Annotated in this window: 30 protein-coding genes; all 30 read left to right on the top strand. The window is 48.1% G+C overall.

From position 1 onward, the window contains the following. Position 1 precedes the first annotated feature (1 nt). A complete protein-coding gene (locus MDMS009_RS15190; protein ID WP_008290130.1) occupies positions 2-1,567 on the top strand; it encodes a DUF935 domain-containing protein in 1,566 nt (521 codons plus the stop codon). After that, on the top strand, positions 1,560-1,856 hold the full coding sequence (locus MDMS009_RS15185; protein WP_008290712.1) for a Gp49 family protein: 297 nt from the start codon (positions 1,560-1,562) through the stop codon (positions 1,854-1,856). Before MDMS009_RS15190 ends, MDMS009_RS15185 begins: the two co-directional genes overlap by 8 nt. Continuing rightward, complete coding sequence (locus tag MDMS009_RS15180) at positions 1,857-3,074, top strand: PBECR2 nuclease fold domain-containing protein (protein WP_008290145.1); 1,218 nt, start codon at positions 1,857-1,859, stop codon at positions 3,072-3,074. Between the two features lie 96 nt (positions 3,075-3,170). Further along, entirely contained in the window at positions 3,171-3,620 is a 450-nt protein-coding gene (locus tag MDMS009_RS15175) for a phage virion morphogenesis protein (protein WP_008290150.1), read from the top strand. Positions 3,621-3,850: 230 nt separating this feature from the next. After that, a complete protein-coding gene (locus MDMS009_RS15170) occupies positions 3,851-4,303 on the top strand; it encodes a hypothetical protein (RefSeq protein ID WP_154646946.1) in 453 nt (150 codons plus the stop codon). After that, a complete protein-coding gene (locus MDMS009_RS15165; RefSeq protein WP_008290118.1) occupies positions 4,303-4,881 on the top strand; it encodes a hypothetical protein in 579 nt (192 codons plus the stop codon). The genes MDMS009_RS15170 and MDMS009_RS15165 overlap by 1 nt, the downstream gene beginning before the upstream one ends. Before the next feature lie 173 nt (positions 4,882-5,054). After that, on the top strand, positions 5,055-6,149 hold the full coding sequence (locus MDMS009_RS15160) for a phage protease (RefSeq protein WP_008290138.1): 1,095 nt from the start codon (positions 5,055-5,057) through the stop codon (positions 6,147-6,149). Continuing rightward, entirely contained in the window at positions 6,149-6,550 is a 402-nt protein-coding gene (locus tag MDMS009_RS15155; RefSeq protein WP_008290156.1) for a hypothetical protein, read from the top strand. The genes MDMS009_RS15160 and MDMS009_RS15155 overlap by 1 nt, the downstream gene beginning before the upstream one ends. 37 nt (positions 6,551-6,587) lie before the next feature. Then, the gene (locus tag MDMS009_RS15150; protein ID WP_008290173.1) at positions 6,588-7,658 is read left to right on the top strand and encodes a Mu-like prophage major head subunit gpT family protein; all 1,071 of its coding nucleotides are present in this window, start codon (positions 6,588-6,590) and stop codon (positions 7,656-7,658) included. 66 nt (positions 7,659-7,724) lie between these two features. Beyond that, entirely contained in the window at positions 7,725-8,147 is a 423-nt protein-coding gene (locus tag MDMS009_RS15145) for a hypothetical protein (RefSeq protein WP_008290141.1), read from the top strand. 15 nt (positions 8,148-8,162) lie between these two features. Continuing rightward, positions 8,163-8,582, top strand: a complete 420-nt coding sequence (locus MDMS009_RS15140) for a gp436 family protein (protein ID WP_008290132.1) — start codon at positions 8,163-8,165, stop codon at positions 8,580-8,582. Beyond that, positions 8,579-9,142, top strand: coding sequence for a phage protein Gp37 (locus tag MDMS009_RS15135; protein WP_008290165.1), 564 nt, complete (start codon positions 8,579-8,581; stop codon positions 9,140-9,142). Before MDMS009_RS15140 ends, MDMS009_RS15135 begins: the two co-directional genes overlap by 4 nt. Before the next feature lie 3 nt (positions 9,143-9,145). Then, on the top strand, positions 9,146-9,394 hold the full coding sequence (locus MDMS009_RS15130; RefSeq protein ID WP_008290139.1) for a DUF2635 domain-containing protein: 249 nt from the start codon (positions 9,146-9,148) through the stop codon (positions 9,392-9,394). Positions 9,395-9,396: 2 nt separating this feature from the next. After that, the gene (locus tag MDMS009_RS15125) at positions 9,397-10,863 is read left to right on the top strand and encodes a phage tail sheath subtilisin-like domain-containing protein (RefSeq protein ID WP_008290164.1); all 1,467 of its coding nucleotides are present in this window, start codon (positions 9,397-9,399) and stop codon (positions 10,861-10,863) included. Positions 10,864-10,878: 15 nt separating this feature from the next. After that, entirely contained in the window at positions 10,879-11,229 is a 351-nt protein-coding gene (locus tag MDMS009_RS15120; protein ID WP_008290154.1) for a phage tail tube protein, read from the top strand. Between the two features lie 4 nt (positions 11,230-11,233). Continuing rightward, a complete protein-coding gene (locus MDMS009_RS15115; protein ID WP_043887794.1) occupies positions 11,234-11,614 on the top strand; it encodes a phage tail assembly protein in 381 nt (126 codons plus the stop codon). A gap of 81 nt (positions 11,615-11,695) precedes the next feature. Continuing rightward, positions 11,696-13,468: a phage tail tape measure protein gene (locus tag MDMS009_RS15110; RefSeq protein WP_008290161.1), complete on the top strand. Its 1,773-nt coding sequence runs from the start codon at positions 11,696-11,698 to the stop codon at positions 13,466-13,468. Continuing rightward, positions 13,468-14,595, top strand: a complete 1,128-nt coding sequence (locus MDMS009_RS15105) for a DNA circularization protein (protein ID WP_008290153.1) — start codon at positions 13,468-13,470, stop codon at positions 14,593-14,595. Before MDMS009_RS15110 ends, MDMS009_RS15105 begins: the two co-directional genes overlap by 1 nt. Then, positions 14,588-15,610 carry a phage baseplate assembly protein gene (locus MDMS009_RS15100; protein WP_008290121.1) on the top strand — a complete coding sequence of 341 codons (1,023 nt, stop codon included), beginning with the start codon at positions 14,588-14,590 and terminating at the stop codon, positions 15,608-15,610. The genes MDMS009_RS15105 and MDMS009_RS15100 overlap by 8 nt, the downstream gene beginning before the upstream one ends. Beyond that, positions 15,610-16,161: a phage baseplate assembly protein V gene (locus MDMS009_RS15095; RefSeq protein WP_008290167.1), complete on the top strand. Its 552-nt coding sequence runs from the start codon at positions 15,610-15,612 to the stop codon at positions 16,159-16,161. Before MDMS009_RS15100 ends, MDMS009_RS15095 begins: the two co-directional genes overlap by 1 nt. Then, entirely contained in the window at positions 16,158-16,619 is a 462-nt protein-coding gene (locus tag MDMS009_RS15090) for a phage GP46 family protein (RefSeq protein ID WP_008290120.1), read from the top strand. The genes MDMS009_RS15095 and MDMS009_RS15090 overlap by 4 nt, the downstream gene beginning before the upstream one ends. Then, the gene (locus tag MDMS009_RS15085) at positions 16,609-17,673 is read left to right on the top strand and encodes a baseplate J/gp47 family protein (RefSeq protein ID WP_008290140.1); all 1,065 of its coding nucleotides are present in this window, start codon (positions 16,609-16,611) and stop codon (positions 17,671-17,673) included. Before MDMS009_RS15090 ends, MDMS009_RS15085 begins: the two co-directional genes overlap by 11 nt. Then, positions 17,664-18,251 carry a YmfQ family protein gene (locus MDMS009_RS15080; RefSeq protein WP_008290129.1) on the top strand — a complete coding sequence of 196 codons (588 nt, stop codon included), beginning with the start codon at positions 17,664-17,666 and terminating at the stop codon, positions 18,249-18,251. Before MDMS009_RS15085 ends, MDMS009_RS15080 begins: the two co-directional genes overlap by 10 nt. Positions 18,252-18,253: 2 nt before the next feature. Continuing rightward, positions 18,254-19,201: a hypothetical protein gene (locus MDMS009_RS15950; RefSeq protein ID WP_008290149.1), complete on the top strand. Its 948-nt coding sequence runs from the start codon at positions 18,254-18,256 to the stop codon at positions 19,199-19,201. Continuing rightward, positions 19,201-19,722 carry a hypothetical protein gene (locus MDMS009_RS15070; protein ID WP_008290664.1) on the top strand — a complete coding sequence of 174 codons (522 nt, stop codon included), beginning with the start codon at positions 19,201-19,203 and terminating at the stop codon, positions 19,720-19,722. The genes MDMS009_RS15950 and MDMS009_RS15070 overlap by 1 nt, the downstream gene beginning before the upstream one ends. Further along, on the top strand, positions 19,722-20,084 hold the full coding sequence (locus tag MDMS009_RS15065; RefSeq protein ID WP_008290144.1) for a hypothetical protein: 363 nt from the start codon (positions 19,722-19,724) through the stop codon (positions 20,082-20,084). The genes MDMS009_RS15070 and MDMS009_RS15065 overlap by 1 nt, the downstream gene beginning before the upstream one ends. 138 nt (positions 20,085-20,222) lie before the next feature. After that, entirely contained in the window at positions 20,223-20,417 is a 195-nt protein-coding gene (locus tag MDMS009_RS16800; RefSeq protein WP_081443579.1) for a Com family DNA-binding transcriptional regulator, read from the top strand. Further along, a complete protein-coding gene (locus MDMS009_RS15060; protein ID WP_008290345.1) occupies positions 20,383-21,144 on the top strand; it encodes a DNA adenine methylase in 762 nt (253 codons plus the stop codon). Before MDMS009_RS16800 ends, MDMS009_RS15060 begins: the two co-directional genes overlap by 35 nt. 31 nt (positions 21,145-21,175) lie before the next feature. Beyond that, positions 21,176-22,066 carry a hypothetical protein gene (locus MDMS009_RS15055; protein WP_008290170.1) on the top strand — a complete coding sequence of 297 codons (891 nt, stop codon included), beginning with the start codon at positions 21,176-21,178 and terminating at the stop codon, positions 22,064-22,066. Positions 22,067-22,101: 35 nt separating this feature from the next. Then, positions 22,102-22,305: hypothetical protein (locus tag MDMS009_RS15050; protein ID WP_008290359.1), on the top strand; the 204-nt coding region annotated here is incomplete at its 3' end.

Genomic DNA, 22,305 nt, shown 5'->3' with positions numbered 1-22,305 from the left:
AATGGAACAAGTAAGAACAAGTCAAATCGTAGATGCCGCTGGTAAGCCAGTACAGGTGCGAGAAGCACTGAGTGAAGAGCAAACATCCAAGCTCGGCTTTATCAGTAAAGAGTTTGAGAACCATCCTTCAGGTGGTTTAACACCACGCAAGTTAGCCAGCATTCTGCAAGCAGCTGAACAAGGCAATCTGGTCGAACAGGCCGACCTGTTTGAAGATATGGAAGAAAAAGATGCCCATGTCTTTGCGGAAATGAGTAAGCGAAAACGGGCGTTGATGGGTGTCGATTGGGATGTGGTCGCACCGCGTAATGCCGATAAAAAAGAAGAAGCGCTTGCCGAAGAGGTCAAAGAGTGGCTGCTTGACATGGAAGACTTCGAAGATCACCTTTTCGATATCGGTGATGCGATTGGCAAAGGCTATTCGATGCTGGAACTCGGTTGGCATAAGCTGGGTAAAACGCTGTTACCAACGCTAGAGCATCAATCAGCACGCCTATTTACCATCGATGAAAATGATCGCAAAAAGATTCTGCTGCGTAACAGTGGTGGCAGAGGTGATGAATTGTGGCCGTTTGGCTGGGTAACGCATGTTCATAAAGCCAAGTCTGGCAGCATTGCCCGTGGCGGTTTGCATCGTATCCTCGCATGGCCATACCTGTTTAAAAACTACAGCATTCGGGATCTGGCCGAGTTTCTGGAAGTCTATGGCATACCAATGCGACTCGGCACTTACCCCAGCGGTGCCAGTGATGAAGAAAAAAATACCTTGCTTCGCGCCGTCATTGGTATCGGCCACAGTGCTGCAGGCATCATGCCCGATGGTATGGATGTCGATTTTAAAGAGGCCGCCAAGGGAGCCAGCGACCCATACCAGTTTATGATCAACTGGTGCGAGTCGGTTCAGTCTAAAGCGATTCTCGGTGGCACCTTAACCAGTACGGCACAAAATACCGGTCTGGGTTCTAACCTGGGTGATATCCATAATGAAGTGCGTCATGATCTGCTGGTCAGTGACGTGCGGCAAATTGCTGGCACCTTAAACCGTGACCTACTTTGGCCAATGGTTGCACTCAATATTCCCGGTGCCGATCCACGCCGTGGCCCACGTATCAAGTTCATCTCTGAGGAAGGTGAAGAACTTAACGAACGCGCCGAACGCGATAAGCTTTTGTTCGATATGGGCTACCGGCTTAACCAAGAAAAACTGACGGAGATCTATGGTGAAGGCTATGAACCGGTTCCAACTAACACCCCTGAACAAAATGATGCTGCACGCCCGAATGCCGCCGCTACCGCTGCAGCCAAAGCCGGTGATAATGAAACAGAGTTAGATGGTGTTGTGAATCAACTGGCAACACAAGCACAGTCACCGTTAGACGACCTTTATAACCGTATTAAATCCTTATTAGAGGAAGTGGATGATAACGGTGGCACGCTAGAAGACTTTCAGGATCGCCTGGTCGAAGCATTCGGTTTTCTTGACCCGGAAGAACTTGCTGACGTGATTCAAATGGCGCTGGCCACCGCTGAGCTGGCTGGGCGTTATGAGGTGTCTGAAAATGACTGAAATAGAAAATGAAATTCAAAAGAAAGAACTTAACGCTCCAAGGTTAACTCCAGATATGCTTCAGGCTGTAATCAAGTCAGAGCAGTATCACGTATTTGAAGGAAGCCAATTAACTGTCTGCTGCTTAACTTTACAAAATGGCTTTACTGTAACAGGTGAATCAGCTTGCGCTAGTCCAGAAAACTTCGACGCTGAAATAGGTGAGAAGATAGCCTATGAGAATGCCAAAAATAAAATCTGGCAACTGGAAGGTTATCTGCTGAAGCAAAAATTGCATGAAGCTGGCTAAATGAACATCAATTACGGCTCCATGCCTTTCAATAAAGCGGTTGATGCGTTTCGTGACAAGCTGAACCTGCCGACGGCATCCTGGACAGATATCTATGAGGGCCAGCATGCCCGTGCCTTTGTCATTGCCGGGGCGATGAAAGAAGACCTGCTTAACGATTTTCGTTCATCAATGGACAAAGTGATTACTGAAGGCATGAGCCTGAAGGACTTTCGCAAAGACTTTGATCAGATAGTCAGCAAGCACGGCTGGGGCTATAACGGTGGTCGCAACTGGCGCAGCCGGGTTATCTACGAGACCAATCTGTATCAAAGCCATAACGCTGGTCGATATGCCCAGATGCAGCAAGTCAAACACACTCGACCATTCTGGCAGTACATACACAATGATGCTGTCGAGCATCCACGGCCAGAGCATGTAGCCTGGGACGGATTAATCCTTGATGCCGACGACCCATTCTGGCAGACCCATTACCCCCAGAACGGCTGGGGTTGCAAGTGTCGGGTCAGAACACTCAGCAAACGCGATATGGATAAGCTCGGTAAAACTGGCCCGGATAACGCTCCTGCAGTAGAACTGGAAGATAAAGTGGTCGGTGTCCGAGGCCCGTCGCCTCGTACCGTAAGCGTACCCAAAGGTGTTGATCCGGGCTTCGCCTATAATCCAGGCAGAGCCGCTTTTGGTGAGCAGCTGGCTGATGATGTGATGGCGCAATACACAAAAACACGCACTCAGTGGACAACGCTCACACCACAAGGCTGGGCTGAAGCTGGCAGAGAACAACAGATACCTTTCACCAAGTCGCCGGTGAAGTTGGGATCACGCTTAAATAAAAAAGCAGAAGTATATGAGCAGCTGCAAAAACAAGTGGGTGAAGAGAAACTCTACACCCCCGGAGGCTTACCGTTTCTGCTCAACAGCAAGGCATTATCAGAACATATTGATCCCGCCCGTGCTGAGTTCCTGCCGTTACTGGACGACTTGCTGACCAATCCTTATGAAGTCTGGTTATCGTTCCAGCAACACAACGGCACTGGCAAAGTGGTGCTGCGCTCTCGCATTGTCAAAGCCTACGATATCGGTAAAGGCCGGTACCTGGTCGCGGTGGCCAATGTGAGAAAGGGGTTACTGGAAAGCTGGACGTTTATCCCGACATCACGCCGTAATTACCTGAACAGTCAGCGTAAGGGGTATCTGGTGTATGGGGATGAAGAATGATGGGGCCACTTTTCCTGACGCACCAGGTTGGCGGGTTTTTGATGCTATGGGCGTACGCGCCAGCATCGCAACCGATAAACATAGTATAGGTGAATAATGGCAGGCGCATCAATCAGTATCGACTATAGCTTCCCGGATAAAGCCATCGCCGCCCGGCTACGCGCCCTGGTCGATGCCGGTGAAGACTTGGAACCCGCCTTTATCGATATCGGTGAAGGTTTACTTAACAGCACCCATGATCGATGGGATCAGCAAGTCGATCCTGAAAGTAACCCATGGGAGCCACTCGATCCGAAATATCAGGCACGTAAAAAGAAAAACGCCGACAAGGTGCTGGTGCTAGAAGGATTCATGCGTGACACGCTAGCCTATAACACCAGCAGCCAGAGTATGGAAATGGGTACCAACCTTATCCAGGGCGCGACCCATCAGTTCGGTGATGAAGACCGAGGTATTCCCGCCAGGCCCTACTTGGGTGTGTCAGAAGACGATGAACAAATGATAATTGATACCCTTTACGAACACTTTCAAGATGCACTACGTTGAATCTCTGTGTGCCGTTCTAAGCTGTTTTAACTGTTGATGTGCGGTCAGTATTGGAATATAAAAGTATTAAACGATTGTGCGGGAATTTAAACGGGGTTAAGCGGTCTTTAATAGTGTTGCTATTGCTTGGATATGTAAAACTGTGACAATATGCCTTATTATGGATAACTACTAATAGGGAGTAACCCTGATGCTGATGGTTTGATTGGTGTCGGGTTTTTTTGTGCCTGATGGCAGACAAATATCAATCAAGAACAGACTTACTCGTTGAAAATGCATCGCTTCGGGGAAGTATCGCAACAATGCGAGCTGCTGAGTGGTCAAAAACTATAAGGTGGTTTATTGCTGGGTCAGCATTGGTTTTAGGGCTATATCTTTTATCGCCAGTTGCAATTTCATGGGCTGGTAAAACAACAAAAGCTGATATTGGCATTAACGCGAAAATCCACGCTGAAATTAACAAGGATGAAAAGTCAGCTGAAGAGAGTAGTTATCTAGTTGGCTTGCTCGGTGGTCTCTTTGGTGTGTTCGGGATTTTATATGGTAGAGGTCAGTCAAGACATAGAAAAAATGTGGTTGAACGCTATCAACCATATAAAGAGATGTATGAAAAAGAAGTGGACAGTAAGAGAACATCTAGTGACTTAACGCCAAGAGGCGAAACAAGACCGGAGGATGTGTGATGGATTCACAATTGAATGATTCAATATTACTGATCGCGTTATTTATTGGGATTTGGTACGCCTGGTTTGTTGAGTATAGAAGCTATTTGAACGACTCTACTCGTCAGCGCCTTTTTGATATACGTGATCAATTATTCAATGCCGCTGAAGCGGGAGAAATTGATTTTGATAATGAATTGTATTGCATTACACGCACGACTTTGAATGGGGTGATTAGATACACCCATCAGTTAAGTGCGATGCATTTTATCCTGACGTTATTTTTGGGCCGGAATGATATTAAAAATAGTCCTCAGTTAAAACGTTATCAAGAGCGTTGGGAGGATGCTTTCTTAAAAACAGAGTCAGAGCATCAAAAGAAACTGATATTAAAAGCCCAAAAAGAAATGCACCTTACTGTCTTTTATCACATTGTCAGAGGTTCACTCTTTTTAAGGGCGGTACTATATATGACGGCATTGCTCCTAATTCTAAAAAATCGCAAGATTGATAATGCTGTCACGTCAAAAAGTGTACGTAGTAAATGGACAATGCTGGATGCTGAAGCTAATTGCATAGGTCAAGCGGTTGCATCTTAACTTCTGATTGTTGCCGTTTTTATGCGTAGACGGTATCTTCAATAACAACAAATATTTAATGCCCTGAACTGTTTCAGGGCATTTTTTTTGCCCCGCATTCGTAGAGTGGCACCTGTTCTTGAAATAAACGACGAACAGGAGACTCGCCATGACATCATTCCCTCAAGGTCGCTATGCATAACGTAGCGCTTGCAATCTGCTCACTACTGGTCGGCACTGATGGTGCCGTCCAGTTATTTCCTGCTGGCAAGTTCGATGCCCCTCGCGGTGCGATGGCAGGGAGTGGCCCTTGGTATCTTGATGATGTTTCTGCAGCTGCACTTATTAATCGCGTTCAATCACGCAAGAACGACATCGTTTTCGATTACGAACACCAAACTTTGTTGGCTGCTAAAAATGGTCAGCCTGCACCCGCTGCCGGTTGGGGTAAGCCTGCCGCGTTGAGTTGGGTGCCTGATAAAGGTCTCATGTTGTCTAGTCCTGAATGGACACCAAAAGCCAACGGCTTCATCACCAACAAAGAATATAAATATATTTCACCCGTTTTCACCTATGACCCCAAAACAGGTCATGTCTTGGATTTACTTCATGTCGCGTTAACCAATAACCCAGCCATTGATGGAATGGATGATGTATTGGCAGCGGCTTCCCTTCTCCCGCAACCAAAACAAGAGGACGCTTCTATGAACGAGGAGACTTTAAAGCTGTTACGCCAATTATTTGGCCTTGCAGCTGATGCCGATGAATCAGCGGTGACTGCAGCTCTGACTGCTATGAATAAGCAGGTTACCAACATGGCAACCACATTGGAGCTGAAAGACACTTCAGGGCTTGCTGCGCTGACAGCGGTTAGCAATGCTCTCGGTGAGCTAAAGAAAAAAGCCGATAGCGCTGATGAAGCTGTTGCTGCTGCCACTGCGGCTACCCCCGACACCGCTATGGCTGTTATTAAAGAGCAAGGCGAAGAAATTGCTGCTCTGACAGCGCGCCTGGATGGCAATGACAAGGACGCCATGATTGCCGCAGCCAAAGCAGATGGCAAGCTCACTCCCGCCATGGAGCTGTGGGCTAAAGACCAGCCGGTTGATGTGCTGAAGTCCTACCTTAAATCAGCCGCCCCCATTGCCGCCCTGACAGGTAAACAAACCACCACACAGCAAGTCGATGACGACGGCAACCCCGTTCTGTCTGATGCGCAGTTGGCGGTTTGTACGCAATTGGGTGTCGAGCCAGCCGAATACGCCAAATCACTCAAAGGAGATAAGTAATGGCCGCATTAACCAAAGACCGTAATACCCCGCAACGGTTAGGTGAAGTTCACAACCATCCAGTGGCGGCATCAAGTGTCATCTTTGCTGGCTCTATTGTTGTGCTTGATTCATCTGGCAATGCTGAGGCTGGTTCAACGGCAACCGGTTTGAAAGCCGTAGGCCGTGCAGACCAGCACGTTGATAACGGTGCTGGCTCTGCCGGTGATAAAGCCATTGATGTACGCAAAGGCACGTTCTTGTTTGCAAACGATGGCTCGATTGACCGCACCGATATCGAAGCCACCGCTTACATCGTCGATGACCAGACAGTGGCTAACACTGACGACACCGGCTCCCGTAGTGCTGCAGGCAAGATTGTCGACGTTGATGTTGACGGCGTCTGGGTCAAATTCGACTAAGACTTCACTGGTTTAGCTAATTAATAAGGATGACACCATGAAAAAACTGATTCTCTTGCCGATGGCCATCGTCGGCGCTCTCGTAATGATGACCTCCGCGATGGCGGCTGACTGGTCATTGCCAGCCAGCCTAATGACCGGCCCTGCCTCATTGAATACGGCCATGATGGGTGATGCAATGCCAATGCTGGCGTTTGGCGGCATCATCATTAACAAACAGGCTATTCAAGATATTTTTATTGGCCTGAAAACCGTCTTCCATAACGCACTCAAAGCCCGAACCAGTAACTGGCAACTGACTGCGATGGAGGTCATGTCTAGCACCAAGACCGAAGACTACGCCTGGTTAGAACGTTTCCCGAAAATGCGTAAATGGGTGGGTGAAAAGCATGTCAAAGCCTTGAAAGCCGGTAAATACACTGCCACCAATGAAGATTGGGAAACGACCATCGCGGTTGATCGTAACGATATCGAAGATGACACCTTGGGTATCTACAACACCCAAGCCAATATGGCGGGTGACTCAGCGGGTGAACTGCACGACATCATCTTGGACGATCTGAAAAACAACGCCTTTATTAATGAAGGTCTTGATGGTCAGTACTTCTATGACACCGATCATGAAGTGAATGAAGATTCGGTATCGAACAAACTGACAGTGGCATTGAGCGCGGCAACATCAGCGGCTGCAGCGGCGTCTTACGGTGCGGCACGTACTGCAATGATGAAGTTCACCGATGACGAAGGCATGCCATTGCGTCTGGTACCCGACTTGCTCGAAGTGCCACCGGCTTTGGAAGCTGTCGCACGTAAATTGGTCGAAGCCGACAAGCTCGACGATGACAGCCCGAACCCCTACAAAGGCACAGCCAAAATTGAAGTCAATCCGGGGTTAACGTCTGATACTGTCTGGTTCCTCCACCACACCCGCAACGCTGTGAAGCCTTTCATTATCCAGATGCGTAAGAAGCCTGTCTTCGTCAGCCAGACGGATATGGAAAACGATGATGTATTCAATAAGCGTGAATACAAGTTTGGTGCCGAAGCGCGAGCGACTGGCGTGTATGGCTTCTGGCAACTGTCTGTCGGTTCCACCGGCGGCGCGTAGTTAATCAGCCTTTAAGACAACTTTATCAGGGCGGTTTTCCGCCCTGATAACCAAGATAAGGAACGCATGATGGAAAACTTACTACAACTGCTACGTGAGAAGGCATTCGACAAAAAGCCTACCGTCGAAGAACTGAAAAAGTTTGATGGTCTGGACAGCATTACAGCCAAAGAGCGTGATGAAGCCTGGAAAGTCATTCAGGACGAAAAGCAGGCTCAGTCTAAAACGAATTCAGAAGCTGATGATAATGGGGGTGGCGGTGACTCAGACAAAAACAGCACAACCACAACAACCACTACAACCGACAGTGACCCTGATTCTAAACCAAGCACCAAACAGAACGCTTTACCACACTACCGTGTGACCGTGATGCGGGATGGGTTTCGTCGTTTAGGTCGTGCCTGGTCAGGCAGTGATGATGTCGAGCTGAGCGAAGAAGAGGTCGCCATCCTGGAAGCCGATCCGATGTTCAGCGTTGTCGAGCTATAAGCGGATATCTCAACGATGCCTTACTGCACACAACAAGACCTGGTCACCCGATATGGAGAGGATGAACTGATCCAGCTTACGGATAAGCAAAACACGGGTCAGCTGGACACGGACGTCATTAATTTAGCCATTGCCGACTCAGACAGCATGATTGATGGTTATCTGGGTGGCCGTTACAGCCTGCCGATTGACCCGCTGCCAAGGTCATTGGTGCGTATTGCTTGCGAAATTACACGCTATTACTTGTACGAAAATCTAGCGCCCGATGAAGTAAAAGACCGGTACAACGAAGCAGTCAAGTCACTCAAAAGCATCGCCCGTGGCGAATTGAGCATTGGTATCAGTACAGAAGGTGCCAAACCTCTCAGCCAAAACACAGTGAAAATCAACACCGGTGGCAATGTCTTTAACCGTAAAGATAAGAGCTTTATATGAACAGCATTAGCACCGTTGAAGATCACATCATTGAAAAAGCACAGGCGTTATTTGGCAATACATTAAGCGCTGCTGAAGTGTTACCCAGCGCGTTGAACTTGGCAGTACTGAAACAGTTGGTTGCCTCAAACAGAACGCCGGGCGTTTACACCACGTTTCTCGGTGGTCAAGGCAACTCACGCGGTAGCCTCAATGGCCGTTTTGATGTGTATGTCATCACCCGTCACGTTGGTAACCACAGCGCCCGGCGTCGAGGTGACACAACCACCATTGGTGCTTATGACATTTTAGCGGCACTGATTCCTAAGCTGCATGAATCGACGATTGCAGGGGTCGGTTCACTGGCGCTGAAGAATGTCAGGAATCTGTTTTCAATGCAGCTGGAGCAAAGCTTCAAAGCCACGATGTATGCCGTCACTTTTGAGTTGCCAAATATGCCATTTCCTAATGACTTTGACCCATCAACGTTGGCTGATTTTGTCACCTTTCATGCTGAACATTCATTGGTCGACGGCGACGACGAACCCGACGCTATTGACCACATAACATTGGAGCAATAAACCATGCCAGACCGAATTTTTATCAAACCCGCCAAGCAGGCTGTCAATGTGCGAAAGCTACGCGGCGGTCTGTTAAATCAGCACGGTGAATACGTGCCACGTGAAGTGTATTACCTGAAGCGGATAAAAGACGGTGATGCGATTGAGCTAACCAGTGACGCCGACATTAAAAAAGCGTTGGCCAAGGCTAAAACGGATGCCAAAAAAGCCGTTGCTGCCAAACCCACAGATTCAACTGATAAGGATGCATAAGCATGGCTATTTCTTTTGATACGATTCCTGAAAAATTACGTCTACCGTTTACAGCCATTGAGTTCAGTAATCGGTTGGCAGGTAATGCCAATATTGATTTTAAAATGCTGGTTATCGGTCAGCGACTGTCAACCGGCACGATTCCAGCGGGGCAAGCAGTTCGTGCCAATAGCCCTGAAGAATTGGAAGCGTATTTTGGTCGAGGCTCTATGTTGGCTGAAATGGGCAAGGCACAAATCAATGCCGATCAGTTTACTGAAAAGTGGTTCTTGGCTTTAGATGATGCATCAGGCGGTGAACAAGCAACCGGGTCAATCACCGTTACTGGCCCGGCCACGCGAGGAGGCACAGTCTTTCTTTACATCGCAGGCTATCGCTTACTCATTGGTGTTGACGCTGCTGACACGGATGAAGATATTGCCAGCGCTATCGTTGCAGCCATTACGGCAGAGACGACCTTACCGGTAACAGCCGAAGTTAATGGTGCAGAGTCGACTGAGGTCGATATCACTTGTAAGTGGAAAGGTGAAACCGGCAACGATATTGATATGCGACTCAATTTCTACGATGAAGCCTTGCCTGATGGTGTCGGCCTCACCTTTGTGGCCATGTCTGGCGGTACCGGTAATCCTGATCTTACTGATGTGTTCACTGCTATTGGTGATGAATGGTACAACTGGCTTGCAGTGCCTTATACCGATACAGCCAACTTAGTGGTGCTAGAAGCCGAAGCAGAAAGTCGCTGGGGGCCAATGCGTGCCATCGGCTTTCGGGCATTTACTGCGTTTAAAGGCACCCACTCAGAAACCGGGACTTTTGGCAGTGGACGAAATGGCCCACACGTCACCTGCATGGGTACCAATGACTCACCGACTCCGCCTTATCTATGGGCTGGCGTCAATTGTGTTGTCGCTGCCGCTTCCTTGCAAATTGACCCGGCACGTCAGCTAAGAACGCTGGCATTGCCTGGTATTAAGCCACCGAAAAAAGAACTGCGTTGGGATGGTACCGAGCGTAATCAGCTGCTGTTCGATGGTATTGCTACTTACAGTGTTGATCGTGGTGGATTGGTACGAATTGAACGTCAAATCAGTATGTATCAAACCAATGCGTCCGGCTTTGCTGATGACAGTTATCTCAACATCAACACGGCAGAAACATTAGAACGCATCCGCTTTGAGCAACGGGCAATGGTGTCTCAAAAATTCCCGCGTCACAAGCTGGCGGATGATGATTTTGATATTCCAGCCGGTCAGGCGGTGGTGACGCCTAATGCCATGGAAGATGAGTTTTTAGCCTTGTATACCGTCTTTATGGATCGCGGCTGGTGCCAGGATTATGAAGGTTATAAAGCCACAATCATCGCTGAAATTCATGATGACGATCCAGACCGTCTGGATATGTATGACTCACCAAAACTCATCAATAACCTACGTGTCACGGCTGTGCACACTGAATATCGTCGTTAAATTTAGGAGTAAGCAATGAGCGAACAAGTCACAGGAAAAGTAAAAGTCAGAATTGACGGCGGTGTTATTGAGTCAGAAAACGAAGCCACGTTAGATCCGGGTGGTGTTTCAAGAGAACCGTCGAGCCATGGTGGCAAAACCTATTTCACCGAATCAGATTCACCACCGAACCTGAAGTTTAAAATCCTGCTCACGTCAACGGTTGACGTGACAGAGGTGAATAAGTGGAAAAACAAAACCGTCACGTTTATCACTGATACCGGCCAACGTTATTTAATGCGTAACGCCTTCACTGTGAATGTGATTGAGCATGGCATGACCAGTGCGGATGTCGAGATGTCAGGCGATATGGCGGAGAAGGTATAAACGCATGGCCACGATAACAATTTCACTCGAACACGGCGTCAAAATGGGCGATAAAACCCACACTACAGTCTTGCTGCGAGAGTTAACCCCTGGAGACATCATTGATGCGGGGCTAGCGTCTGAACGTGTCACGGCATCAGATGATGGCTATGTGTTTGCTGTCAGTCCGACATTGATGGGGCTTCATACCTTGGCGAAGCAGATTGAATCTATTGGTGATTATGACGGCATTGTTGATATTGATGACCTGCGTAAATTTCACCGTGAAGATTTTGAGCTGCTTCAGTTTCATGCAGAACGATTAGACCAGGCAGTGCTGGAGTCTGTCATGCAGCGGGGGAAGCATGATGCGTCTGGCGGAGAACCTGAACTGGCAGACGATTAAGTTCAGCCAGTACAGCCAGACGCCTCTTAACTACACATTAAATAGACCTTTAAGACTCTTTTATACGCAGCTAATGAAACGATGAGCCAAAACGACTTAACAACCAGCATCAACATCAACGCCGGAGGTAACTTCGGCCGCCAGATGCGTGTTAATGAAGACCGTTGGAAACGCTTTAGCAAAACAGGCCAACGTCAAATGGGCGTGTTGCGTAGAAGTGTCAGCAGCTTTGGTAACGGGCTTGATAAGTTAGGCAATCGTTACACCGCACTATTGACCGGTGCCGCTGGTGCCGGAACAGCCAAGTTTTTAGTCTCGCTTGAGCGTCGCTTCACTCGGCTAGGCATTCAAGCCAATATCGGTGCTGAAGCAATCGATGAACTGAAAAAGAAAATCTATGAAACGGCACAATCACCCGACATCAGAGTTGACCCAAGTCAAATCACCAGCGCGATTGAATCTATTGTCGAGAAAACCGGTGACCTGGACTTTGCTGAAGCCAATATCCGCAACATTGGTTTAGCCATCCAGGCAACCGGTGCAGAAGGCACATCGATTGGTGAAGTGCTAGGTGAGTTCCAGAAAATGGGCATCGTCTTGGAAAAAGACGTGCTTACGGCACTCGACACACTCAATGTGCAAGGTAAAGAAGGCGCGTTCACCTTGCAAAATATTGCGGCATTAGGCCCTCGTGTTGTCACCGCTTACACCTCGATGGGGCGGCAAGGTATTCCTGCTATTCGTGAGATGGGTGCGGCATTGCAGGTTATCCGTCAGGGTACCGGCTCATCAGAGATGGCAGCGACGGCTTTTGAAGCCTTAATGCGGACACTGAGTGATGCTAAGAAAATAGACATGCTCAAAAGCGGCGGCATCAAAATATTTGATGCTGAAGCTTTAAGTCGTGGCGAAGAAGTGTTGCGACCAATCAATGAAATCATGGTCGACATTATCAAAAAAACACAAGGCAAAAAAACACTGTTAAGCACCGTGTTTGATGCAGAAGCCATGCGTGCATTCAATTCTTCCACTGCCGAGTTCCAGCGCACTGGTGGGCTGGAAAGCTTAGATAAATTCATGAATGTCCACGCTGATGGCACCACCACATTAGAAGACTCGACCAGAGCAGCAAATGATGCCGCAGGCGCTATGCGAAACCTCTACACTGCCTGGCAACAATTTGCTGACTCAAACCTGACTACCTACATTCAATCATTGGCGGACACGATCAATGACATTGATAAAGAAACACTGGATATGCTCATCAAAGGTGCAGCAGGTCTGGTTGCAGTCGGTGGCACAGCTATCCTAGCGAGGAAACTCTATAAAGGTGGCAAGGGTATCTCCGACTTTGTTAAAGGCAGCAAAGCTAAATCCGCCATGGGTGGTGCACTAGGCGGGATGGATGGGGTAACGCCTGTTTATGTTGTCAATATGCGCGGCGGCATGGATCCAACGGGTATGGATCCAAAAAAGAAACCAAAAGTAAAAAAACCTAATCGTAGGCAAATGCTTAGAGCAGCGCCAAATATGAAAACAATAGCAGCGATGGGTGCCGGAGCGATGGGTACTGCTGGTTTAGCAGTTGGCGCTGCTGGTTTGGCAGGTTACGGAGCCGGTAAGGTTATTTATGATAATGCATTAGAAGGCACTGAGTTTGCTGACGCATTAGGCCGTTCGATTGCTAAAGCCTTGGCTTTGTTTGGTAATGATAATGCTCAGGCCGCATTAAGTGCGGAAAAACGCAGCCAACTGCAAATTGAAGTCACCGATAAGCGTGTCCAGGTCAAAAATATCCAAAGCGATGACATGGATATTAATGTCGATACTGGCCCTACAGTGGGGAATCTGTAATGGCCGAACAAGTATTGACATGGCGCGAGCAACTTCAACAATCCTCATTCCGTGGCGTTGAGTTTTATGTTGATGACCATACGCTCGAATTTGGTCGCCGTGTCCAGTTGCATGATTATCCCTTTAAAGATGATGCCTATGCCGAAGACTTAGGCGGCAAAGATGCTGTGTACTCCTTTCCTGCTTTTGTAGTGGGTGAAGATTACAGGCAGCAGCGTGACAAACTGATTGAGGCTTTAAACAAAAAAGGCTCTGGCACCTTAGTTCATCGTTACCTCGGACGTGTCCGTGTGCAGGCTGGCCCCAGCAGTTTGCGTGAAACCAATAAAGAAGGTGGTATTGCCCGATTTACTCTGACTTTTTACAAAGCTGAGTCACGCGCCAAGCCAACATCAAAAGTTGACACGCAACAACGCGTCAATGCAGCGGCCAAAAACGCACAAGCTGTAGTGAAGCAACAATTTACATCGGCATACAGCGTTACCGGCTTTCCAGGTTGGGTGAAAGAACAGGCGAAAACCGTCTTATCCGATATCGAGTCACGCTTTTCCGGATTAGGTGTTATCGATGCCACCATTGCCGATTTTGTTGGTTTGCCCGATGCCTTAGCGGGGCAGGTGATTGGCAGTGTCGGCAGTCTTTCTGCCATGACTCAGTTTCGTAAACTGTTCAGCTTTGGTAGCGAATCAGCCGCCGTGCCAACCACCACGCCAAGTCGTGTTCAGCAAGCCTCAAATCAGCAGGCAATCATTAACCTGGTACAACAATCATCACAAATTGAAGCGGCCAGAGTGGCTAGTACCCGTGATTATGACTCGGCTCAAGATGCGATTGCCGCACGTGATGAACTGTCTGAGGTATTAGATGAGCAAATGCAAGCGGCAGACGATGAGACCTATATCGCACTGCAAGATTTACGGGCTTCCATGGTTCAAGACCTGACAGAACGTGCCGCCAACCTCAAGCAAGTTCGTCGCTATACACCACAAGCGACATTGCCCTCATTAGTGATTGCGCATCAGCTCTACCAAGACGCTGATCGTGCAACCGATATCGTCTCTCGCAATAACATCGGTCACCCCGGATTTGTACCCGGTGGTCAGACTTTGGAGGTGTTGGATGCATGATGTCGCCTTGAAAGTGAATGGTCTGGACTGGTATGGCTGGGAAGAGGTTCGGATCAATCGTTCAATTGTTCAAATTGCGAATGAGTTTAATCTCAAGCTGACTGATAAATGGTCTGAAAACAGCGCGCCACGCCCTATTAACGATGGCGATTCCTGCAAGGTGACGATTGATGATCACACGGTCATCACTGGCTATATTGATGAAGTTGATCATAGCTATGATGACAGCACTAATGGCATTCAAGTAGCAGGGCGTGATGCAACCGGTGACCTGGTTGATTGTAGCGCGCCATCGTTTCAGTGGGCTGGTCGTAACCAATTAGAGGGTGCGTCAGTACTCTGTGAGCCATACGGTATTCCGGTGTCCTCAACGGTTGATACCAGCAAACCGTTTGCCACAATGAAATCAGATGAAGGTGAAAGCACCTTTGAAGTGCTCGATACCGTCGCTAAAATCAGAGCAGTACTGCTAGTGTCTGATGGTTTGGGTGGCCTAAAAATCACACGTTCCGGAACCCGACGCCTGAAAGGCAGTTTAGAAACCGGTGTCAACATTAAAGCCGGTAGTCGTAAACGCTCATCACGCGAACGCTTTAGTCACTACACGGTTAAAGGCCAAACCAGCAGTGCCTGGATAGATACGGTATCGGTGTCAGCTACCGTGGCAGATAAAGCCGTTACTCGTCATCGACCTAAAATTATTCTAGCTGAAGATGCCTTAGATGCCGCTGGCTGCAAAGCCAGAGCCACATGGCATAGAAATATTTCTGCAGCGAAAGCTCAGACATTTAATTACACGATGCTGAGCTGGTATTTAGACGATGAATTGATCGAACCCAATTGCCTTATCGCAGTGAAAGACCACTACCTGAATGTCAATCGTGACCTATTGATCGTAGGCATCACCTATATAGTTGATGATAAAGGGCTGCGCGCTGAGCTGATCCTTGGTTTGCCTGAAGCGTTTGAACTACAAGCCCTGCCAGAGCCAAACGATGAAGGCGGTGTCTGGTAATGCGTCGCTTACAGAAATTACTGTCACCATTAAAACGTGGCCTGCAACAAATGCTACGTGTCGGTGCCTTGCTTAAAGTCAATGACGCACCACCGATTCAAATGGTGCAGATCGAAACCTTATCTGGTGAGGTGATTGAGGTGCCTCGCATTCAAGATTACGGCATAACATCCGTGCCACTACCCGGAGCAAAAGGTGTCGTCGCGGCTATTGGCGGTAAAACCAATGGCTATGTTTGCATCAAGATGGATGATAAGCGCTATCGTCAAGTCAGTCTCAAGCCGGGCGAAGTTGCACTCTACGATAGTCAAGGACAACTCGTTCACCTCAAGCAGGGTGGCCTGATGGAGTTGATTGCCAACACACAAATCACGGCCAAAGTGCCGGTTTTTCGTATCGAAGGCCAACTGAACGTCACCGGCGACATTATCGATCACGTCGATAGCGATGGTCTGACCATGGCGAGCATGCGTTCTACTTATAACGGCCACAATCATAATGGCGATAGTGGCGGCACCACCAGTAACCCTAATCAGAGTATGACACCATGATGGATTTTGTTATCAAAATGGTGAATAAAAATGGTCGTCCACGCTTTGTGCTGGAAACCGATCCATTAAAAATTACCTACGTCGCGATACTGGAAACAGCCGTCATCGTGGCGCTTTTCACTGACAGACAAGCCGACTCAGATGACGTCATCCCCGATGGCACCAATGATAAACGTGGCTGGTGGGGCGATGCCTTGGCGTCTGTTTCTGGTGACTTGATCGGCTCACGGCTTTGGTTGTTACAACGTGAAAAGCAAACCGAGCCTGTGCGAAAAGCCGCTGAAGACTATGCCGATGAAGCCTTGCAGCATCTCATTGATGATGAAGTGGTTGATTCCGTGCAAGTCACAGCCAGTTACCCACGCGCTGAATGGTTAGCCTTAGATATCGACATCGAAACAGCAGACGGCCAGCTTTTAAATTTCAATTATGCCTGGGAGGCTTTCAATGGCGTTTAAACGTCCTTCATTGGCAGAATTACATGCCCGTTTAACGGCGAATATTGATAGCAGAACCGATGGTCAGCCACGTCTGCGCCGTTCACCGTTTAATATCTTTGCCACGGTCATGGCGGGTGGCATGCATGAGATGTATGGCTATCAAGCCTATAAAGCGAAGCAGTTATTGCCTGATAGCGCCGATGAAGCGCACTTTGGTCGTCTCGCATCAATTGAAGGCACCGAGCGAAACCCATTCGAATACGCGATCGGCCAATGTGAAGTCACCGGCACCAATGGCGCTGTTATCGAAGCCGGTAAAACTCTAAAACGTGCTGATGCGGTTGAATACACAGTCGATGATGAAGTCACTATTGTCGGTGGTGAAGCCGTTATTTCAGTCACAGCCGTTTTGCCAGGCGCTGAAGCCAATGCCATCGCTGGCGTTGCCTTAACCTTTGTCGATACCCTTGCCGGTATTAATGGCCAAGCCATCGTTGACGCAGACGGTATTAACAATGGTACCGACATCGAGCAGCTTGAAAGTTGGCGTCAACGTCATATCGAAAACATCCAGCAACCGGCTCAAGGTGGCGCGGCACATGACTACATTAGATGGTCAAAACAAGTGCCAGGTGTTACCCGTGCATGGCAATATCCGGGTGAGATGGGTGAAGGCACTGTCACCGTTCGTTTCGTGAGAGATAACGATGACAGCATCATCCCTGATGCGACTGAAGTGGAAGCGGTGTATGACTATATTTTTGAACAGCACCCTGTTACAGCCGGGATCTATGTTGTTGCCCCCATCCCTGTCGCTTTAGATTTAACTATCGCGTTGACACCGAATACCACGGTTGTCAAAGCAGCCGTTGAATCCGAAATAGCCGACTTACTTTCGCGAGAAGCGATTCCAGAAGATGGTAATGGCAAAGGCACTATCAAAGTCAGCCATATCCGAGAAGCGATTAGTATCGCTGCTGGTGAGACCGATCATGTTTTAGTTAGCCCGACAGAAGACGTCACGCTAACGCTAGGCCAAATTCTCGTGCCAGGTGATATCACATGGCAATAAAAACCCAGCAATACCTCACTATGCTGATGGCCTTAATGCCTCGCGGCCTGCTTTGGGACGATCTGCAACACGATCCTGACTTTATCGGCTTGTTCGAATCAACCGCTGAAGAGCTTGCCATCCTTCACGCCCGTGAAGATGACCTGTTAGACGAAGCAGACCCGCGTACCACCTATGAAATGCTTAATGAGTGGGAAGCCGCTTACGCGCTGCCCGATCCGTGCGTAGATGACGTGCAAACCCTTCAGCAGCGACTGGCTAGCCTATACGCCAAAGTGACCAATAAAGGGGGGCAAAGCATCCCGTATTTTATAGCCATTGCAGAATCGATTGGCTATCAAGTCACTATCACCGAGTTTTCGCGCTGGACAGTCGCAGACCGAGTCAATAAACCGCTTTATGGGCAGTCTTGGCAGTTTGCATGGCAGGTCAATGCGCCTGAAGAAACGATTAGCTATTGGAGAGTGAATGGCCGCGTCGATGAGCCATTAGCATCATGGGGCAATAAGCGCCTCGAATGCACACTCCATAGATTAAAACCCGATCACACCACACTCATTTTTTCCTACGGAGGATAATAATGGAACCACGTAATTATGAAGCGGATGCTTCAGCATCACCTCCTGATGCCCCAGCAGTACCGTCAGTTGGTTATCCAACAAATGGTGATCCTACATCCGGTACACCAGCGACATGGCCCGGCGCGCATTGGTTCTACAAAATGGGCGAGTCACTACGCAACGTCATCACTAATGCAGGCCTCACACCTGATGATGGTGATTTAAACCTGCTGCAGAAAGCCATCGTCAAGCTGGTCTCAGCCACCAACCACGTTGTACGGCTGGAAGATGTCACCTTTGGTCCATCAGTAGCCGATGGCGATGCCGTGTACTGGGACACTGCCAACAGCCGCTATGACCGTGCCATTGCCGACGGTACCGACAAACAGAAGATGGTCGGCTTTGCGGATGTCACCAACAGCCTGGTCGAAGCGTTTGGTCGTTCGGCGCTGTTCTCCGGCCTGACGGTGGGTGACAAGTATTATCTGTCTGGCAGTACGGAGGGGGAAATTACTGCAACTGCGCCATCCGAAAAGGTGGTCGTCGGTCTGGCTAAATCAGCCACCGTGATGTTTGTTGATATTGACCCGATTGCCGGTACGCCTATTCAGGATCAGACGACATGGAATACGGGAACCGATACGACTGAGAGTATTATCAGCCCCGACAAGCTTGATGCCAAAATCAAAACGATGGCTATTGGCGAGGGGCAGGTCTGGCAAGACGTTTTTGTCAGTCGTTCAGAGGGTGTTACTTATACAAACACTACTGGTAGATCTATTCAACTGGCGATAGTTCTAAGCGCTGGCAGTGGGCCTCGTAATTTCCTTGTTGACGGTGAAGTTATCTGCACTATCGCAGGTGATTCTGATGAACAATACGTTAATTTGATTATTCCGAACGGTAGCACATATCAAGCCGGAGCTGGAGTTCTTTCGGGATTTGATGTTTGGTGGGAGCTTAGATAATGAAATATTTTAAAGACGAAAATAATAATGTCTTTGCATTTGAATCCGATGGCTCACAAGATCATTTAATTAAGTCTGGCATGACTGAAATTGATGAGTCAGAAATTCAATCTGTCATAGATTCAAAACTAATAATCGATGATCGGCTTGCTAATAAGCATTCTGAGATTGTTCAGAAATTCAAACTAGCCATGGCTCCAGTCACGAGTCTTTATACGGCTGAAGAAATTGCTAGCTTCCCAACGCAAGAGCCAGAAGCAATAGCTTGGCAGTCGGACAATGCCGCGCCGACGCCACTGATTGACTTCATTGTTGCAGAGAGAGCCAGCGTTGATAAAGCAACCCTAGTCGGACGAATCATTAGCAATGCGTCCAATTATAAAAGTGTGGCTGGCCCAGCTATTGGAAAAAAGCAGGACTATGAAGACTTGCTCTATGCACTTCAAACACAGCACGAAGATGAGCAGCAGCCGGATGTGATTCAAGCTGATATTGACGCGATTGTTGTGGATTACAGCTAATGCCTAAGCAATCAAAAATATCCTGGTCAGACCTGACACCGGAACAAAAAATCAGTTTTGGAAATGGCTGTGGCCCTGACTGGCTACCCGAACCAGTTGCTAAGCTGTTATTTGGCTGGTTCTTCGAGGCGAGTTGCCGTCATCACGATTTTAACTACCAACGTGGTGGTGGTGATAAGGATCGTCTCTCAGCTGACCGAGGCTTTTTTAAAGCCATGCTGCGAGATGTCAAGCGGCTGCATTGGTCATTACAATTGCCAGCAGCTATAGAAGCTGTTGGGTTCTATGGTCTGGTTCGCTTCTTTGGCCGTTTTCATTTTGAAGATGGCCAATACAAATCGCTAGACCAAATACTGAAGTAAAGGAAGAGACAGCGACTCGGCAGTGCGCCAACACTGCCGAGCCGTCAACCCACAGGCACATACCCTGTGAGCCAACCAAGGCCATCCCGCCGCGTCGACGCAGCCGGGCCAGCCTAGCACAAACAGATAGAGGCTCACATGAAAGAAGTTAGATGTGGTGGCTGCAGCCGGTTACTGGCTAAAGCTGAATACGTACAAATCGAAATCAAGTGTCCGCGATGTAAGACACTCAACAACCTGAAGGCCATTGAGCCTCTTAATCCAGCACCAGCGAGTGCCAGACCAATAGAGGAAAAACATGGCCAAACCAATTATCCCGTGGATGGGCGGTAAAACCCGACTCGCAAAAGACATCCTGCCCCTGTTTCCGGAACATCAATGCTACGTCGAAGTCTTTGCTGGTGGCGCAGCGCTCTTTTACAAAAAGGAACCATCCAAAGTCGAAGTGCTTAATGACATCAATGGTGAGCTGACCAACCTTTACCGGGTTGTTCAGCACCACCTTGAAGAATTCGTCCGGCAGTTCAAGTGGGCCTTATCCAGCAGACAACTGTTTGAATGGGAAAAAGCCAAAACACCCGAAACGCTCACCGATATCCAGCGTGCAGCCAGGTTCTACTATCTGCAAAAGCTTGCCTTCGGTGGCAAGGTCGACGGCCAGAGCTATGGCACCGCCACTACCAGTCCGCCACGGCTCAATCTACTCCGCATCGAGGAGGATCTGAGCGCCGCTCACCTTCGCCTGGCCAGAACCAACGTCGAGAACCTAGACTGGCAGCGCTGCATTCAGAAATATGATCGACCAGGCACACTGTTCTATCTGGATCCACCGTACTATGAAACCGCAGGTTACGGTCAAGACTTTGGTTTAGAACAATACGAAACCATGGCAGAACTGGCCCAAACTATCCAAGGCAAAATGCTCATCAGCATCAACGACCACGACACTATTAAAAAGGTCTTTAAAGGCCTCTCAAATAAGCCTTTAAATATCAATTACACGGTAGGTGGAAATCACAATAAAAAAGCATCCCGTGAGCTGCTAATATGGAATTGGTGATAATTAACAAATGGAGTCACATTCTTAAGCGATGATTACACTAAATACCGAGAAAGGCTTAATCCGTGTTGATTCATGGGGAGATATTCAAGACTTAGCTGGTTTTGAGGAAAACCTCGATCCATCAGACCATAAATTAAAGGAGATTCTAGGTAATTATACTTTTACTGAAAAAATTCGTTGTGGTTTATCAACTTGTCATTCGCCTCATAACAAAGGCTATATTGTCTCAACTGAAGATGGCTATACCACTAACATCGGCCAGTTATGTGGTGCCAGTTACTTCGGTGTTGAATTCAACACTCTATCGAAACGCTTCGACCGTTTTGTTACTGAATCTGAAAACCGTGCCACATTAAGAGAGTTTGATATTGATTCTGTTCAACAACAGGTTTCGGAACTAAAGGCTCAGGAAAAAGGTGCCAATTGGGCTAATTCTAAACTTAGCCCGTTTAAACAGAATAAATTTCCTACCATATCTAAAGCCTTGTCTAGCATGATCAAGACACGGAGTAATCAACTTATAATTACCGTGAAAGCTACTGTGCAAGAGGTTGAAGCTATTGAGGCTGCTCAAAATGTAACCCTTGAAAGGCCTCATTATGTTGAACGTCCTGTTGCTGAAATTGCTGGCTTAGAGGCTTTGTATGATGAGAACGACATCAGAGAGTTGGTGGTTATTCAGCTTGAAAGCAATCTCAATCAATTGAGAGATGCCGATATAAATCAGCTCAGTTATCAAGATTTAGAGAAATGGGCGAAGTGGGTTAGAGAGGTTGACTCTTTAGTCAGTAAAGCCACACAAATCATTCTCTTTGCCAGAGTGTTTCTCACTAGAGAGAACTTAAAACCACTTGATCGTTTAGGTGGCAGTTATGATGAATCTTCTGCATTTACTTCTTATATAAAGCAGCTTAAATAGATCATTAATTACCTATAGTTAGTTTGGAGTTTGTTATGTCTGGTTTTGTTTCTGTTGAGGTCGAAGGGAAGCTCTATGAGTCTGAGTACCATGAAGTTGGTGGTGTGGTTCGGGTTTATGGTGATCTAGGTGACCCTCATAAGCCAGAGGTCGAGTTCACCACTCTTGGAGGTATGAAGCCAGACCAAGTCGCTAGGATTTTGCTGAGACGTTTGGTTAAGCGAGGAGTAGTTTCGCCA

It is taken from the genome of Methylophaga thiooxydans DMS010, assembly GCF_000156355.1.
Lineage (GTDB): Bacteria > Pseudomonadota > Gammaproteobacteria > Nitrosococcales > Methylophagaceae > Methylophaga > Methylophaga thiooxydans.
The sequence above is the reverse complement of the archived record's forward strand: the minus strand, read 5'-3'. Positions and strand labels throughout refer to the sequence as shown.

What these genes read in the sequence shown, in the direction of transcription:
- MDMS009_RS15155 (WP_008290156.1), top strand. Translation starts at nt 6,149, where the DNA reads ATGGCCGCATTAACCAAAGACCGTAATACCCCGCAACGGTTAGGTGAA.
- MDMS009_RS15190 (WP_008290130.1), top strand. Translation starts at nt 2, where the DNA reads ATGGAACAAGTAAGAACAAGTCAAATCGTAGATGCCGCTGGTAAGCCA.
- MDMS009_RS15130 (WP_008290139.1), top strand. Translation starts at nt 9,146, where the DNA reads ATGCCAGACCGAATTTTTATCAAACCCGCCAAGCAGGCTGTCAATGTG.
- MDMS009_RS15185 (WP_008290712.1), top strand. Translation starts at nt 1,560, where the DNA reads ATGACTGAAATAGAAAATGAAATTCAAAAGAAAGAACTTAACGCTCCA.
- MDMS009_RS15170 (WP_154646946.1), top strand. Translation starts at nt 3,851, where the DNA reads ATGGCAGACAAATATCAATCAAGAACAGACTTACTCGTTGAAAATGCA.
- MDMS009_RS15175 (WP_008290150.1), top strand. Translation starts at nt 3,171, where the DNA reads ATGGCAGGCGCATCAATCAGTATCGACTATAGCTTCCCGGATAAAGCC.
- MDMS009_RS15950 (WP_008290149.1), top strand. Translation starts at nt 18,254, where the DNA reads ATGGAACCACGTAATTATGAAGCGGATGCTTCAGCATCACCTCCTGAT.
- MDMS009_RS15095 (WP_008290167.1), top strand. Translation starts at nt 15,610, where the DNA reads ATGCGTCGCTTACAGAAATTACTGTCACCATTAAAACGTGGCCTGCAA.
- MDMS009_RS15085 (WP_008290140.1), top strand. Translation starts at nt 16,609, where the DNA reads ATGGCGTTTAAACGTCCTTCATTGGCAGAATTACATGCCCGTTTAACG.
- MDMS009_RS15120 (WP_008290154.1), top strand. Translation starts at nt 10,879, where the DNA reads ATGAGCGAACAAGTCACAGGAAAAGTAAAAGTCAGAATTGACGGCGGT.
- MDMS009_RS15100 (WP_008290121.1), top strand. Translation starts at nt 14,588, where the DNA reads ATGCATGATGTCGCCTTGAAAGTGAATGGTCTGGACTGGTATGGCTGG.
- MDMS009_RS15180 (WP_008290145.1), top strand. Translation starts at nt 1,857, where the DNA reads ATGAACATCAATTACGGCTCCATGCCTTTCAATAAAGCGGTTGATGCG.
- MDMS009_RS15060 (WP_008290345.1), top strand. Translation starts at nt 20,383, where the DNA reads ATGGCCAAACCAATTATCCCGTGGATGGGCGGTAAAACCCGACTCGCA.
- MDMS009_RS15165 (WP_008290118.1), top strand. Translation starts at nt 4,303, where the DNA reads ATGGATTCACAATTGAATGATTCAATATTACTGATCGCGTTATTTATT.
- MDMS009_RS15135 (WP_008290165.1), top strand. Translation starts at nt 8,579, where the DNA reads ATGAACAGCATTAGCACCGTTGAAGATCACATCATTGAAAAAGCACAG.
- MDMS009_RS15055 (WP_008290170.1), top strand. Translation starts at nt 21,176, where the DNA reads ATGATTACACTAAATACCGAGAAAGGCTTAATCCGTGTTGATTCATGG.
- MDMS009_RS15105 (WP_008290153.1), top strand. Translation starts at nt 13,468, where the DNA reads ATGGCCGAACAAGTATTGACATGGCGCGAGCAACTTCAACAATCCTCA.
- MDMS009_RS15080 (WP_008290129.1), top strand. Translation starts at nt 17,664, where the DNA reads ATGGCAATAAAAACCCAGCAATACCTCACTATGCTGATGGCCTTAATG.
- MDMS009_RS15145 (WP_008290141.1), top strand. Translation starts at nt 7,725, where the DNA reads ATGATGGAAAACTTACTACAACTGCTACGTGAGAAGGCATTCGACAAA.
- MDMS009_RS15065 (WP_008290144.1), top strand. Translation starts at nt 19,722, where the DNA reads ATGCCTAAGCAATCAAAAATATCCTGGTCAGACCTGACACCGGAACAA.
- MDMS009_RS15115 (WP_043887794.1), top strand. Translation starts at nt 11,234, where the DNA reads ATGGCCACGATAACAATTTCACTCGAACACGGCGTCAAAATGGGCGAT.
- MDMS009_RS15125 (WP_008290164.1), top strand. Translation starts at nt 9,397, where the DNA reads ATGGCTATTTCTTTTGATACGATTCCTGAAAAATTACGTCTACCGTTT.
- MDMS009_RS15090 (WP_008290120.1), top strand. Translation starts at nt 16,158, where the DNA reads ATGATGGATTTTGTTATCAAAATGGTGAATAAAAATGGTCGTCCACGC.
- MDMS009_RS15140 (WP_008290132.1), top strand. Translation starts at nt 8,163, where the DNA reads ATGCCTTACTGCACACAACAAGACCTGGTCACCCGATATGGAGAGGAT.
- MDMS009_RS15160 (WP_008290138.1), top strand. Translation starts at nt 5,055, where the DNA reads ATGCATAACGTAGCGCTTGCAATCTGCTCACTACTGGTCGGCACTGAT.
- MDMS009_RS15070 (WP_008290664.1), top strand. Translation starts at nt 19,201, where the DNA reads ATGAAATATTTTAAAGACGAAAATAATAATGTCTTTGCATTTGAATCC.
- MDMS009_RS15110 (WP_008290161.1), top strand. Translation starts at nt 11,696, where the DNA reads ATGAGCCAAAACGACTTAACAACCAGCATCAACATCAACGCCGGAGGT.
- MDMS009_RS16800 (WP_081443579.1), top strand. Translation starts at nt 20,223, where the DNA reads ATGAAAGAAGTTAGATGTGGTGGCTGCAGCCGGTTACTGGCTAAAGCT.
- MDMS009_RS15150 (WP_008290173.1), top strand. Translation starts at nt 6,588, where the DNA reads ATGAAAAAACTGATTCTCTTGCCGATGGCCATCGTCGGCGCTCTCGTA.